At 40.0% G+C, this 14,214-nt stretch carries 12 protein-coding genes and 2 pseudogenes; all 14 read left to right on the forward strand.

Annotated features, from left to right (window positions below; translation table 11 throughout):
* Positions 1 to 4: 4 nt before the first annotated feature.
* On the forward strand, positions 5 to 1,465 hold the full coding sequence (dacB, locus tag ACDX78_RS08605; protein WP_486027142.1) for a D-alanyl-D-alanine carboxypeptidase/D-alanyl-D-alanine endopeptidase: 1,461 nt from the start codon (positions 5 to 7) through the stop codon (positions 1,463 to 1,465).
* Positions 1,466 to 2,121: 656 nt separating this feature from the next.
* Positions 2,122 to 2,886: a YveK family protein gene (locus tag ACDX78_RS08610; RefSeq protein ID WP_486027007.1), complete on the forward strand. Its 765-nt coding sequence runs from the start codon at positions 2,122 to 2,124 to the stop codon at positions 2,884 to 2,886.
* Positions 2,879 to 3,511 carry a CpsD/CapB family tyrosine-protein kinase gene (locus ACDX78_RS08615; protein ID WP_486027008.1) on the forward strand — a complete coding sequence of 211 codons (633 nt, stop codon included), beginning with the start codon at positions 2,879 to 2,881 and terminating at the stop codon, positions 3,509 to 3,511. Before ACDX78_RS08610 ends, ACDX78_RS08615 begins: the two co-directional genes overlap by 8 nt.
* 291 nt (positions 3,512 to 3,802) lie before the next feature.
* A complete protein-coding gene (locus ACDX78_RS08620) occupies positions 3,803 to 5,632 on the forward strand; it encodes a polysaccharide biosynthesis protein (RefSeq protein WP_486027010.1) in 1,830 nt (609 codons plus the stop codon).
* A gap of 56 nt (positions 5,633 to 5,688) precedes the next feature.
* Positions 5,689 to 5,778, forward strand: a pseudogene (locus ACDX78_RS08625) (hypothetical protein); the annotation flags it as partial.
* A 20-nt stretch (positions 5,779 to 5,798) separates the two neighbouring features.
* Positions 5,799 to 6,670, forward strand: a pseudogene (locus tag ACDX78_RS08630) (glycosyltransferase family A protein); the annotation flags it as partial.
* A 17-nt stretch (positions 6,671 to 6,687) separates the two neighbouring features.
* Complete coding sequence (locus tag ACDX78_RS08635) at positions 6,688 to 7,764, forward strand: EpsG family protein (protein WP_486027012.1); 1,077 nt, start codon at positions 6,688 to 6,690, stop codon at positions 7,762 to 7,764.
* 18 nt (positions 7,765 to 7,782) lie between these two features.
* Positions 7,783 to 8,829 carry a UDP-glucose 4-epimerase GalE gene (gene galE, locus ACDX78_RS08640; RefSeq protein WP_486027014.1) on the forward strand — a complete coding sequence of 349 codons (1,047 nt, stop codon included), beginning with the start codon at positions 7,783 to 7,785 and terminating at the stop codon, positions 8,827 to 8,829.
* A gap of 67 nt (positions 8,830 to 8,896) precedes the next feature.
* Complete coding sequence (locus ACDX78_RS08645; RefSeq protein WP_486027016.1) at positions 8,897 to 9,496, forward strand: sugar transferase; 600 nt, start codon at positions 8,897 to 8,899, stop codon at positions 9,494 to 9,496.
* Positions 9,493 to 10,125: an acetyltransferase gene (locus ACDX78_RS08650; protein ID WP_486027018.1), complete on the forward strand. Its 633-nt coding sequence runs from the start codon at positions 9,493 to 9,495 to the stop codon at positions 10,123 to 10,125. Before ACDX78_RS08645 ends, ACDX78_RS08650 begins: the two co-directional genes overlap by 4 nt.
* A gap of 241 nt (positions 10,126 to 10,366) precedes the next feature.
* Positions 10,367 to 11,521: a DegT/DnrJ/EryC1/StrS family aminotransferase gene (locus tag ACDX78_RS08655; protein ID WP_486027143.1), complete on the forward strand. Its 1,155-nt coding sequence runs from the start codon at positions 10,367 to 10,369 to the stop codon at positions 11,519 to 11,521.
* A 3-nt stretch (positions 11,522 to 11,524) separates the two neighbouring features.
* Positions 11,525 to 11,875, forward strand: coding sequence for a helix-turn-helix domain-containing protein (locus ACDX78_RS08660; protein ID WP_486027019.1), 351 nt, complete (start codon positions 11,525 to 11,527; stop codon positions 11,873 to 11,875).
* A 12-nt stretch (positions 11,876 to 11,887) separates the two neighbouring features.
* The gene (locus tag ACDX78_RS08665) at positions 11,888 to 13,042 is read left to right on the forward strand and encodes a glycosyltransferase family 1 protein (protein WP_486027021.1); all 1,155 of its coding nucleotides are present in this window, start codon (positions 11,888 to 11,890) and stop codon (positions 13,040 to 13,042) included.
* Positions 13,014 to 14,204, forward strand: coding sequence for a glycosyltransferase (locus tag ACDX78_RS08670; RefSeq protein ID WP_486027023.1), 1,191 nt, complete (start codon positions 13,014 to 13,016; stop codon positions 14,202 to 14,204). The genes ACDX78_RS08665 and ACDX78_RS08670 overlap by 29 nt, the downstream gene beginning before the upstream one ends.
* Positions 14,205 to 14,214 lie beyond the last annotated feature (10 nt).

A 14,214-nucleotide genomic window follows, 5' to 3' on the forward strand; every position in this document is an offset into this window, starting at 1 on the left:
ACAAATCCATCCATCCTTTTTTCTGCTATTACTTATCCTCACGCTCACTTTATTTTTTCCTCCGCTTATTGAAGCAAACGAAACAGGGGAGAGGGACGTATTGAAAGATCAATTGGATGTGTATATAAATAATGAACCTTTATTGCAGGGAGCGTTAATCGGCATAAGTATCAGGGATGCAAAAACAAATGAGCTGCTGTATGACCATATGGGAGATGTGCGGTTGCGGCCTGCGTCCAATATGAAACTGTTGACAGGAGCTGCAGCTTTGGATGTGTTAGGGGGGGGATATTCATTCAAAACAGAAATTTGCACTGATGGCAAGCAAGATGGACAAACGCTCCGTGGAAATCTTTATCTCGTTGGAAAAGGTGACCCAACATTACTGCCGGAGAATTTTGATACATTTGCTGAAAAACTGAATATGCAGGGAATAGCTTCGATTGAAGGAAATGTTATTGGAGATGATAGCTGGTATGACCATGTTCGCTTATCAACCGACATGATCTGGAGTGATGAGCAGTATCATTACGGCGCTCAAGTGTCAGCGCTAACAGCTTCTGCAGATTACGAGTATGATTCCGGCTCTGTTATTATAGAAGTTGAACCAGCTGCTGAAGGTGAGGCACCCCATGTTTTTACCCATCCTAAAACAAATTATGTAACCGTTGTAAATGAAGCAGTTACCAGTTCGGAAGATATAGAAGAAGATATTACCGTTACCCGGGTGCATGCAGAAAATACAATTATAGTGGAGGGTACGATTCCAGTCGGTTCCGAAGATGTGGAAGAACGCATAAGTGTCTGGGAACCAACTGGTTATGCATTGGATCTTTTCAAACAGGCACTGGAAAGGAATGGAATAACTGTTCATGGAGAAGTATCTGCAGGAACCGCCTCTGAACAAACCGAAATCCTGTTAGAGCACTCCTCCATTCCATTGAAAAAGATGCTCATTCCTTTTATGAAATTAAGCAATAATGGAATTGGAGAAATTTTGGTCAAGGAAATGGGCAAGCAGGTTCATGGAGAAGGCAGCTGGGAAAAGGGGCTAGAAGTGATGAGAGAAGTGCTGACAGAGCAAGGAATAAATACGGATACCCTTTCGTTAAAGGATGGTTCCGGGATATCCCACGCTAATCTGATCCCAGCCAATGAAATTTCCAGTCTATTATATACTATTCAACATAAAGATTGGTTCAGTGTATATCTCAATACATTACCTAACGCCGGCAGAAAAGAACGGATGATTGGCGGCACACTGCATGAAAGAATGGGTCATTTATCTGTCCAGGCGAAAACAGGCACGATCAACGGGGTGACCACATTATCCGGCTACCTGCAAACGCACCACGGTAAAAAGCTGATTTTCTCAATTATGATTAATAATATGCTGGAAGATTTGGAAGAGGAAGGAAAGGAAATAGAAGACAGGTTAATGGAGATTATTACGAATTATGGTTGAAGAAAGGTAAGGACTTTTTTGGCTGCGGATTGGCTAGAGAGTCCTTTTTTGTGTTACGGATGAGGCTAATTTGGAAGTTTTTATTATTGTAAGCGAAATGAATATTCCCTCGTTTTCGAGTTGTTTCCTAAGAAGGACTTTTCGTTGAAGAAATCGCTGAAAAAAGACCATCATAGTATTCAGGACAGCCATTTTGTTGGGGAAATAGGCGATAAGGGTCTTCATAACTTTCATGAAGGGCTGTTTTGAGAGATTCCTATGTGGGCGGAGCGCCCCCACTCTGATTAGGGAAAGGTACGCTGTCCCTGAAAGGATTATTTTGAACATAAAACTAAGACATTCGATAGAGTCGGCTTATTATAGGAAATTCATTTACGTGTGATATTTTTTCACTGGAAGATCCAAAACCACCATCCCAAAAAGTACTCTCATAAAGCCCGCACTGAAATGGCAACCGCCTATTTCTAAACATTCATTAAAAAATTTCATTTTCCTAAAATGCCTATTGACATGTTCTTTATAAAGAACTATACTAATAACTATAAAATTTACCTTTAAACAAAACAAATTTTTTTAAACTGAATGTTCTTTATAAAGAATAATATAATTAAATATAAATATATTGGACTATATTTCAATAGAATAAAGGTGATTCAATGAATAGTGGATATCAGGAATCTTATCAGAAGAATGAACATCCGAAAGAAATTAATTTAAGGGAATATTTTGAGGTACTCAAAAGACGTTTTTGGATTATTATCCTGGTAGCAATGATTATATCCGCTGCAGGTTATTTCTATAATTATTACAGTGCACTTACCAATACCTCCCTTTATCAAACATCGACAAGAATGATTTTTGGTTCCGATACGGAAGATATGAATACACTGATGGTTATGATCAAAGACCCGATTATCATGGAATTGGTCAGGGAGGAACTTCAGTTGACGAGAACCACTGATACAATCGCCAGTCAAATTGAAGTATCAAGGATCGATGATTCCCAGGTCGTTCAAATATCCGTCATTGATGAGCATGCAAAAACTGCAGCAGATATAGCCAATGCCACTGCTGCTTCCTTTAAAAGTGAAATTGCTGACATTCTTGGATTTACCGAAGTTCAATTATTATCCGAGGCAAAAGAAAACCCGATGCCCATTAATGAAACACAAAGCAGCAGTATTGGTATCATATCCGTCGTATTAGGTGTCATTATGGGAATCGGTCTGGCGTTCTTATTGGATTCCATGGATGACAAAGTAAGAAAACAGCGTGAATTGGAAGAAGTGTTGGGGGTACCGGTAATCGGAATTGTCGCCAATATGAATAAAAAGAAATATATCACCGAAGCATCAAACAGAAAGGAAGCAAGAGGAAGAGGTGAGTCCGCTGCAATTAAAGACAATGCCTACAATGAGTAATAAAAAAACACGTCTTGTCACTTATTCAAATCCGAATTCGATCATATCGGATCAGTTTAGAACAATACGCACGAATATCCGTTTTTTAGCGAATGAAAAAGAAAAAAACGTCATTCTCGTTACGTCACCAGGAGATGGGGAAGGTAAATCAACGATGATAGCAAACCTTGCTGTCTCCATCGCGACTCAAAAGGAAAAGGTTCTTTTAATAGATGCGAATTTAAGAGAATCGGTTATGCACAGTACATTTTTTTTACCTAATAATGTGGGTTTGGCTAATGTATTAAAAGGAATAACCACATTAAAAGATGCAATCAGTCGCACAGACGTCGAAAATTTGGATGTACTGACAAGTGGACTGGAAGTACAGAATCCAACAGAATTACTCGGCAGTGATGTCATGGCAAAACTGCTGGAGGCAGCAAAAGCCCATTATAATATGGTGTTAATAGATGCGCCAACCATATTAAAATCTACGGAAACAAGAGTGCTGGCCAATCAGTGTTCAGGTGTAATTCTGGTAGTAAATCGCGGGAAAACCGGAATGGAAAAGGTGGTTGAAGCAAAAAGAATATTAAAGCTGGCTCATGCCAAATTGATGGGTGTTATTTTTAACAACAGATAAGTGTATATTTTTTTATCTTTATCGTTCTTAAAAAAGAATAAAATAATCTCAATAAAGTCTAGGTGATGTCTGCTAACCTTTATCAAGGCAGGCACTCGGTCATGCTGTGGGTTTTCTTTGAAACCTTAGACGCATTAGTTGTCGGTAGTGTGATGTGAGGGCGGGTTAGATGCCCAAGTTACATACATATTTATCTGGATCTTTGCAATTGGAAATGTTGCTGAAGCTGGGTAAATACCCAAAACTCACATATAAATTTACCAAAAGTTATTCAGAAAGGAGGAGATGGCAGTGACCTATCGGCAACGGCTTTCTTTATTTATATTTGTTGACTCACTTATTGTATTAAGCGCCATTTTTTTAAGTACTTTTCTGTTAAGCATAAATATATTGGTATTTGCTGTCCCTTTGCTTATCAGCTCACTAGCCATTGTTATCTGTCATCACCTGTTTGCGATAAAATATAAGCTGTATAAAAAGGTATGGGAATACGCCAGCATTCAGGAATTATTAATTATTTTAAAGGTTGTTTCCTTTTCCGTTTTGACAGCAATTGTACTTCAGCTTGTATTCATTCAGGCAATCCAATTCAAACTTATCGCAGTAACCTGGCTGCTCCATTTGTTTTTAATCGGAGGATCTCGGTTTGTCTGGCGGGTTTACCGGGATACTGTTATGAATAAATCCGAGGATAAAATAAGAACATTGATTATAGGTGCAGGGGCTGCTGGGACGATGATTGCTAGACAAATGCTGAAAAATAAAGAGAGTGAGCTGCTGCCTATTGCTTTTATTGATGATGACAAGACAAAGCAACGTCTGGATATATACGGACTGCCAGTAATCGGTGGGGTGAAGGACATAGAAAGGAATGTTAAAGCACTACAGATTGACCATATTATTATTTCCATCCCTTCCTTAAGCAAAAAAGAGCTGAATACCATATTTCAGGAATGCACCAAAACAAGCGCACAAACGAAAATCCTTCCTTTGCTGGAGGATTTAATTACCGGCAAGGTGTCGATCAATGCGTTCCGGGACGTGCAGGTGGAAGATTTGCTGGGAAGGGATCCGGTTCATATGGATATGGAAAGCATCTCCGAAAATATAACGAATAAAGTAATTCTCGTTACCGGGGCAGGAGGTTCCATAGGTTCAGAGATTTCAAGACAAATTGCTTCGTTTCAACCACGAAAAATCATATTACTGGGCCATGCGGAAAATGATATTTACGCCATTGAAATGGAACTGATGGAAAAATACAAACATAGCGAAATAGCAATCATCACTGAAATTGCCGATGTGCAGGATGCGAAGAAAATGATGACCATCATGCGCCGGTATAAACCGGATGTGGTTTATCATGCCGCAGCCCATAAGCATGTGCCTTTAATGGAAAGAAATCCGGAAGAGGCGGTGAAGAACAATATCATTGGTACGAGAAATGCAGCCATGGCCGCTCACAGAAATAATGCAGGAACCTTTGTCATGGTTTCCACCGATAAAGCGGTGAATCCGACAAGTGTGATGGGAGCTACCAAACGGCTGGCAGAAATGATCGTGCAGGATATGCACACCAAAAGCGGTACAAAATTTGTCGCTGTCCGTTTCGGTAATGTGCTGGGGAGCACTGGCAGCGTCATTCCTTTATTTAAAAAACAGATAGAGCAGGGCGGTCCGGTTACGGTGACCCACCCGGATATGGTCCGCTATTTTATGACAATTCCTGAAAGCTCCAGACTCGTCATTCAGGCAGGGTCTCTCGCAGCAGGAGGGGAAATATTTGTGCTGGATATGGGGGATCCGGTGAGGATTGTCGACCTTGCCAAAAACCTCATCAAATTATCGGGAAATTCCGTCGAAGCCATCGGAATTGAGTTCACCGGCATCCGGCCAGGAGAGAAGCTTTTTGAAGAACTTTTGCAAGAAAGCGAAGTGCATAATCATCATGTTTTTCCAAAAATATATGTAGGGAAAACAACAGAACTCTACATCGATGAAATCAATGAAATTATCGCAAACTATCACCATTATGATATGGAACGGCTGAGAGAACAGTTACTAAAGCTGGCAAATAATGAAGTAGTTGTCCAGGAGGCAACAACGGCCATATCGATATAGAAAAAAGAGTGAAAAATTTATGAGACCGAATAAATAAAGGAAGGAAGGGAGAATGCATGACAAATAAAGTATTATATTGTGCCCCACTGTAGATTACCATTTTAAAGCATTTCATCTGCTGTATAAAATGGTATAAGGAACAGGGGTGAGGAGAAGTTGATGTTGCTTATTTACACCGGCCTACAACAGAGCATATGGTCTTTACCGGTGCTATGAAAGCCTGAAAAGCCAGACTTGCAGCGACTTTGCATGGCTGATTATTGATGATGGATCAACAGACAGCACAAGGGAAATCATAGAAGCCTGGAAAGAGGAAAATGTTATCGATATCCAATATCGTTACCAGGAAAATCAGCGAATGCATGGCGCGCATAACAAAGCATATGAATTAATTGAGACGGAGTTAAATGTATGTATGATTCCGATGATTATATGTCGGCGGATGCAGTGGAAAAAATTCTTGATTTCTGGTTGAAACATGGAAACGATCAGGTGAGCGGCATTATGGGCTTGGATGCAACAAACGGAGATGAGATCACCGGTACCGGGTTCCCAGCCAATCTGAAATCATCCACACTGTTCGATCTTTATAACAAATACCGTTTAAAAGGGGATAAAAAACTTGTCTATCGAAGTGAATTAACAAAAAAATATCCCTATCCAACCTTTGCAGAAGAAAAATATGTTGGGCCTGGCCTATAAGTATTACATGATCGACAGAGATTATGTAATGCTGTTAATGAATGAAGTCTTATGGTATGTAGAATATCTCCCGGATGGTTCTTCACGTAATATGCTGAAGCAATATCGAAGGAACCCGAGAGGTTTTTCTTTTTACCGGAATTGATGAAACTGCCATTTGGAAATGGGATGTTTAAATTCAGGCAGGCCATTCATTACGTATCCAGCAGCATGTGGAGAGAAATAGCAAATTTCTGCAGGAAACACCGAATAAACTGGCTTACCATTCTGGCATTGCCACTCGGAACATTGCTGCTTCTATACATCACATCCAAAACAAGAGATGTACATGTTTAATTGAAAGGGTATCGCTTATGACTTTACTTTGGATCAACCTGATACTGGTATTTGCTTTTGCCTTTTTCGCCAGGTATTTTGCTGCTCCAGCCTATGCGGGCGGCTTCAGCCATACTATAAGACCAAATAAACTGCTGATACTTGGTTCAATGTCGGTACTTATCATGATTGCCGGCCTTCGCTCCAATATCGGTGATACATTTTTTTATAAACTAATTTATACTAGCAACGAATTTACATGGGAATATGTTTTATCGGAGAAAGACATCGGGTTTGGCGTAATGCAGATGGTGTTAAAAAATTATATTTCCGAAGATCCGCAAATTATGATTTTTACGGCGGCACTCATCACTAATATACTGATTGTTGCGGTTTTATACAATTATTCCAGAATGGTGGAGCTTAGTCTATACGTTTACATTACAGGCGGGTTGTTTCTTGTATCCATGAATGGCATCAGACAATTGCTGGCAGCAGCCATCGCCTTTCTAGCCATCCGATATTTAATGAATGGGAATTTCTTTAAATATGCAGCAATTGTTGTCCTGGCTTCGTTATTTCATCAAAGTGCATTAATTCTGCTACCTGTATATTTTCTCGTAAGGTTTAAAGCATGGTCCAAAGCTACGGTAGTATTAATCCTGCTTTCCGTACTTGTTGTCATAGGGTATGAAGCGTTCACCACATTATTATTCAGTGCGATTGAGGACACCCAATATGCAAACTATGACAGCTTTGCCGAGGGGGGAGCCAATATTCTCCGGGTGGCTGTCGAGGCAGCACCCCTTTTTATTGCATATCTGGGTAGAGAAAAGCTGAGAAGTATTTTTCCGAACAGTGATTTTATTATAAATATGGCGTTAATTGGTTTTGTTTTCATGGTGATTTCTACCCAGGAATGGATTTTTGCCAGGTTGGCCATCTATTTTCAACTGTATCAATTAATTTTAATCTCCTGGCTTCCAGTATTATTTCGGGAGAAAGACCAGAAATTTGTTTATCTGGCCATACTTGGTTGTTACTTTGGTTATTATTTTTACGAAAATGTGATCACGCTGAATATAATTTATGAGAGTGATTTCCTGGGCAGATAAGAAAAGGGGGGAGAAAGCGTGGCAATTCTTATTACAGGCGGTGCCGGCTATATCGGGACCCATACTTGTGTGGAGCTTTTGAATAGCAACAATGACATTATCGTACTTGATAATTTTTCCAACAGCAATCCGGAAAGCTTAAACAGGGTAGCAGAAATAACGGGAAAAACATTTCGAATCTATCATAAAGACCTGCAAGACAAAGTAGGTTTAAGAGAAATCTTTGTGGAAAATAATGATATTGATGCCGTGATTCATTTTGCGGGATTAAAGGCAGTAGGCGAATCTGTTTCCGTTCCGGTTTCCTATTATAAAAATAATATTATAGGCACACTTCATTTATGTGAAGTGATGCAGGAGTATAATGTGAAGAATCTTGTATTCAGTTCATCCGCAACCGTTTATGGTGCTAGAGCGGAAGTTCCCATCATCGAGGATACACCACTTGAGGCAACGAATCCGTACGGCAGAACAAAACTGATGATAGAAGAGATACTAAGGGATATTGCGTTTGCAGACCCGGCATGGAGTATCGCGTTGTTAAGGTATTTCAATCCGGTTGGGGCGCATGAAAGCGGTCTGATAGGAGAGGATCCCCAAGGTGTACCTAATAATTTAATGCCTTTTATTTCCCAGGTGGCGGTTGGCGAAAGAGAAGAACTCCATATATTCGGTAACGATTTCAATACAAAAGATGGCACTGGGGTAAGGGATTATATCCATGTCGTTGATTTGGCAGAAGGTCATTTGAAAGCACTGGAAAAAGTAAGGACGACAAAAGGGATTGATGCCTATAATCTTGGCACGGGAAAGGGCTATAGTGTGCTGGAAATGGTAAAAGCTTTTGAAAGAGCATCGAAAAAGAAAATCCCATTTCGATATACAAACCCTCGGCCGGGAGATGTAGCCATTTGTTATGCAAATCCGAACAAAGCAAGAGCAGACTTGGGGTGGCAGGCAGTAAGGGAAGTAGATGCTATGTGTTTGGATACCTGGCGCTGGCAGTTTCATCATCCTTCAGGTTACCGAAAACCGAAAGTCGCATTGACCATATACCCGAATTAAAATGAGAAAGCTCCGCTGCAAGAGGCACCGGAGTTTTTTTAATGCCTGAATGGGGAGGGAGTTATAAGTGAAACGATGTATGGATCTTTTTATCTCAATACCCTTAATCACTATATTATCTCCGCTCATGTTAATCATTGCTCTATGTATTAAAGCTGTAATGGGGTCACCAATACTATTTAAACAGAAGCGGCCGGGATTGGATGGAAAGCCTTTTTTACTTTTTAAATTCAGAACGATGAAAAACTTGAATCAAAAAAATGATAGAGAGGATGATGAAAATCGCTTAACAGAACTGGGAAAAAAGCTGCGAAAATACAGTCTTGATGAACTTCCCCAGCTGATTAATGTAGTGAAAGGCGATATGAGTCTGATCGGCCCTAGGCCATTACTGATGGAATACTTACCCCTTTATAACGAGGAGCAGTCAAGACGGCATGATGTAAAACCGGGGATTACCGGCTGGGCACAAGTGAATGGAAGAAACAATATTTCGTGGGATGAAAAATTTCAATTTGATAAATGGTACGTGGAAAATCAAAGCCTGCTCCTGGACTGCAGAATTCTCTGGATGACCGTTTTTAAAGTACTGAAAAGAGAAGGCATTAACCAGCAGGAAGCCGCGACAATGGAGAAATTTAACGGCACGAAAGAAGTGTTCAAATGAAGATAATTTTATTGGGAGACGGCGGACATAGCAGGGTTATACAGGAAATGGTTTATTCAAAGGCGGGGTACGATATTGCTGCCGTGCTGGATGATAAGTATGAACAAGGATTCCAGTTGAACGGGATGATCCATGCGCCTATTTCCTTTATATGGAGACTGCTTCGTAAAGATACTAAAGTAGTGGTGGCCATTGGAAATAATGATGTAAGAAAAAAAACTGTAAAAGAACTGGATCTTCCGCCGGAGCGTTTTGTAGCTATAGTTCACCCCACGGCAGTCATCAGCACTACTTCAAAGATAGGATGCGGAACGGTAATTATGCCATATGCCGTTGTGAATGCAAAAGCGGATATCGGCATGCACTGTATTATCAATTCGGCTGCTATCGTCGAGCATGACAGTGAAATTGCCGACTATGCTCATATTTCACCAAATGCCACGTTATCAGGTAATGTAAGTACCGGTGAAGGGGTGCATATTGGCTCCTCTGCAACGGTTATACCCGGGAAACATATCGGCAACTGGTCAGTTGTCGGTGCAGGTTCCACAGTCATTGAACATATACCGGCATATAGCAAGGCAGTTGGAAGTCCAACGAGGATTATTGAACGGATACTGATAAAGTAATACTTGGGGAAAATGAGGGAAATATCAAAGCCAGCCAGTTCATCAAATTATTTGATAAGTTTATTAAAGTGATGAAGTAATGAGATACGACCGTGAGAATATTCGAGCTCGCATAAAACCGACCGAGAAGTATGAAAAATCGATCGAAAGGGGCATCAAATCGCTCGTAAGCATCAAAAATCGAAATAAAAAAGGTGGTGGTTATTTGAAAAAATCGAGGATTTTTCTTTCTCCTCCACATATGAGTGGAAAGGAGGAAAGGTATATAAAAGAAGCATTTGCATCTAATTGGATCGCTCCACTTGGGCCAAATGTTGATGCTTTTGAAGAAGAGATTGCAAACTTTATTGGCGTAAAAAGTGCAGTTGCAACGAACTCCGGAACGGCTGCAATTCATCTGTCACTTGAATTATTGGGAGTGGGAAAAGGAGATATAGTGTTCTGTTCCACTTTAACATTTGTTGCAAGTGCCAATCCGATTCTTTATCAGGGGGCAGAACCTGTATTTATTGATTCAGAACCCGAGTCATGGAATATGTCTCCTAGAGCACTAAAAAAAGCATTTCAGTTTGCAGTACAGGAAGGAAAACTGCCAAAAGCGGTTATTATCGTTAATTTGTATGGTCAGAGTGCCAAAATGGACGAAATTATTGCTCTATGTAATCAATATGAAGTGCCGATGATTGAAGATGCTGCAGAATCCCTGGGAACAACTTATAAAGGAAACGCATCAGGTTCGTTTGGGAAGTTTGGTATTTTTTCCTTTAATGGGAATAAAATTATTTCCACTTCCGGTGGAGGCATGCTTGTATCCGATGATACCGCAGCAATTGAACGGGCAAAATTTCTGGCAACACAATCACGTGACCCAGCTCCACACTATCAGCACAGCATAATCGGTTATAACTATCGTCTCAGCAATATATTGGCAGGGATGGGCAGAGCTCAGCTTGAAGTACTGGAAGAACGTGTTGCAGCAAAAAGAAGTATTTTTAATATTTACAATCAGGCATTATCAGATTTACCAGGAATTGCATTCATGCCGGAATTGCCAGGCACAAGAATGAACCGCTGGTTATCCGTATTATACCTGGATGAAGTAAAAACAGGCATGACAGTAAAACGGCTAATGAATGCATTATACAGGGAAAACATTGAAGCCCGTCCTGTATGGAAACCACTTCACCTGCAGCCGCTTTTTGAAGGAGCACTTTACTTTGCGCACAGCACCAATTATCATGTGGCAGAGAGGTTATTCAATACAGGTATTTGCCTCCCATCAGGGTCGAACCTGAAGGCTGAAGAGCAAATAAGAATTATTAAGTGTATAAGAGAAACAATGGAAGAAACTGTTCGTAGTAGAGGTTATCTAATCTTAGGAAAACATGAGGTATAAATCATGATTGGGACAAATATAAAAAAGATTCGGAAAAAGAAAGGAATCACATTATCAGAGTGTGCCCACAGAGCAAATATATCAAAGTCATATTTAAGCAATATTGAACGAAATTTAAATCAGAACCCTTCCATTCATGTTCTGGAGAAAATTGCTAGAGTCCTAGAGGTGGATCTTCGCAGGTTAATTGACACAGAACCTTCAGGTGGTGTTCTTTCTGATCATGAGTGGATTGAATTTATCAAGGAATTAAAAAAGTCAGGCGTGAAAAAAGATCAGCTACAGGAATTTAAAAAGGTAATTGAATTTGTTAAATGGCAGAATGAACATAAGAAAAATAATTCAAATTCATAGAGGGGAAAACAAATGGGAAATGCTAAGCCTTTCAAGGTTTTGCACATAGTTGGAGCTATGAATGCGGGCGGGACGGAAACGATGCTGATGAATATTTACAGAAAAATAGACCGTGATCAAATTCAGTTTGATTTTGTTTCCTACAGTTCAGAAGAGGCCCATTACGATCAAGAAATTAGACGTTTTGGCGGGAAGATTATTAAACTCTCAAAAACAAATTCCGTAAAAGCTTTGTATGATGTGATGAAAAAATACGGCACGTATGATGTGGTGCATTCGCATACATTATTCCACAGTGGCATTTCAAATGTTGCTGCTTTTTTAGCCGGTGTAAAGGTAAGAATTTCCCATGCACATACGACCCGGGATGACAGCAGTACATTGTTTAGAAAAATGTATATTCACGTTATGCGTTTAATTATTCTTCGTTTTTCAACAAATCTATTGGCTTGCAGTGAGGATGCAGGGAGGTACTTATTTGGTCGAGGAGGTATAAAGAAAGCAATATACGCCTATTTTCCAAATACGATTGATTATTCGGGATTTCTGCAAGCACCGGAAACAGAGGTTAAAAAGTTTAAATTGGAAAAGGGACTGGGAAACAGCGTAGTTATTGGCCATATAGGCAGATTCATTGAAGCAAAGAATCATCTATTTTTATTGAACATATTTAAAAAGCTTGTGGAGAAGGATTCTACCGTGAAACTGCTCCTTGTGGGAGATGGTGAATTAAGGAAGTTAATCGAGAAACGTGCGAAAAAAGAAGGAATCTATAAAAATATCACTTTTGCCGGTATCCGGAATGATATAAATACGATGCTTCATAGTATGGATGTATTCGTTTTTCCTTCCATTTATGAAGGGCTGGGGCTTGTTTTGCTGGAAGCACAGGCAAGCGATGTTCCTTGTGTCGTATCTGAAGCGATACAGCCTGAGGCAGATGTCGGAGTTGAATTGGTATCAACGCTTTCTCTGGATGATTCCCCGGATGTATGGGCAGATAAAATAGTGGAAGTAGCTGCAAATAAAGAAAGAAACATAAATAAAATAACTGAAGCCTTTGAACAAAGCGGATATTCCATAACGGAAGGAGTTTCGACATTAATAAATATCTACCAAGGGAACAAAGGAGAAGCATATGAAAGACATGTTGATCGCCTCATTTGATTTGGAAGTGGGAGGGGTGGAAAGAAGCCTGATCAGTATGCTGGATCATTTCGACTATACAAATTACAAAGTCGATCTCATGCTATACAGGCATCAGGGGGAATTCATGAATTTGCTTTCGGATGAACCAGTTTTACTGGAAGAAATACCGCAATATGCCACTTTCAGGAAGTCGATTAAAGATGTGTTTAGTGATAAACATTATGTGATTGGATTTTCCAGGATTTTTTCCAAGTTGAATGCAGATATGAGAGGAAAGCTAAAAAAAAATGATGAACCAGGTTATTACCAAATGCAGCTTATGTGGAAATATGCATTGCCCTTTCTCCCAAAGCTGTATAAAAAATACGATGTGGCTGTCAGTTATTTGTGGCCGCATTTTTTTGTTGCTGAAAAGGTGGAGGCAAGGACGAAAATAGCCTGGATTCATACCGATTACGCTTCAGTGGATACAAATGTGAGGCTGGATCTGAAAATATGGGAGAAGTTTGATCATATCATTGCTGTATCGGAAGCTTGTGAGGCTTCATTTTTAAAAAAATATCCACAGCTGAAACAGAAAGTAACGGTTATGGAAAATATTTCATCTCCCCAACTGATACACAATCTTGCCGGAGAAAATGAGGTGAATCCGATGACTGATGATTCCCGTTTCAAATTAATTACAGTGGCAAGACTTTCCCATGCAAAAGGAATTGATCAGGCAATCAAGGCATTACATGTTTTGAAAAAAAGGGGATACACCAACATTGCATGGTATGTCGTCGGTTATGGTGGAGATGAAGAGGTACTGCGACAGCTGATTGTCTATCTCGGGTTGGATGACAGATTTATTTTATTGGGTAAAAAAATCAATCCATATACTTTCATAAAAGCAGCAGACCTATACGTCCAGCCTTCTCGATATGAGGGAAAAGCAGTCACTGTTCGGGAAGCGCAAATTCTTGCCAAACCGGTTTTGATCACGAATTATGCCACTGCCCCGAGTCAGGTGAAAGATGGATTTGATGGTGTTATTTGTGACTTATCCGCAGAGGGAATCGCTGATGGCGTGGAAGCACTGTACAATGATGCTGTTCTCAAAAATCAGCTTGCTGTAAACTGTGCGGCAACAAACTATGAGAATGATGAAGAATTAGAAAAATTGTATGAATTTGCTTAAGGGGGGATCA

The organism is Virgibacillus oceani (assembly GCF_041521345.1).
GTDB classification, from domain to species: Bacteria; Bacillota; Bacilli; order Bacillales; family Amphibacillaceae; genus Virgibacillus_N; species Virgibacillus_N oceani_A.

What these genes read in the sequence shown, in the direction of transcription:
- ACDX78_RS08610 (WP_486027007.1), top strand. Translation starts at nt 2,122, where the DNA reads ATGAATAGTGGATATCAGGAATCTTATCAGAAGAATGAACATCCGAAA.
- ACDX78_RS08615 (WP_486027008.1), top strand. Translation starts at nt 2,879, where the DNA reads ATGAGTAATAAAAAAACACGTCTTGTCACTTATTCAAATCCGAATTCG.
- ACDX78_RS08635 (WP_486027012.1), top strand. Translation starts at nt 6,688, where the DNA reads ATGACTTTACTTTGGATCAACCTGATACTGGTATTTGCTTTTGCCTTT.
- ACDX78_RS08650 (WP_486027018.1), top strand. Translation starts at nt 9,493, where the DNA reads ATGAAGATAATTTTATTGGGAGACGGCGGACATAGCAGGGTTATACAG.
- ACDX78_RS08655 (WP_486027143.1), top strand. Translation starts at nt 10,367, where the DNA reads ATGAGTGGAAAGGAGGAAAGGTATATAAAAGAAGCATTTGCATCTAAT.
- ACDX78_RS08660 (WP_486027019.1), top strand. Translation starts at nt 11,525, where the DNA reads ATGATTGGGACAAATATAAAAAAGATTCGGAAAAAGAAAGGAATCACA.
- ACDX78_RS08665 (WP_486027021.1), top strand. Translation starts at nt 11,888, where the DNA reads ATGGGAAATGCTAAGCCTTTCAAGGTTTTGCACATAGTTGGAGCTATG.
- ACDX78_RS08670 (WP_486027023.1), top strand. Translation starts at nt 13,014, where the DNA reads ATGAAAGACATGTTGATCGCCTCATTTGATTTGGAAGTGGGAGGGGTG.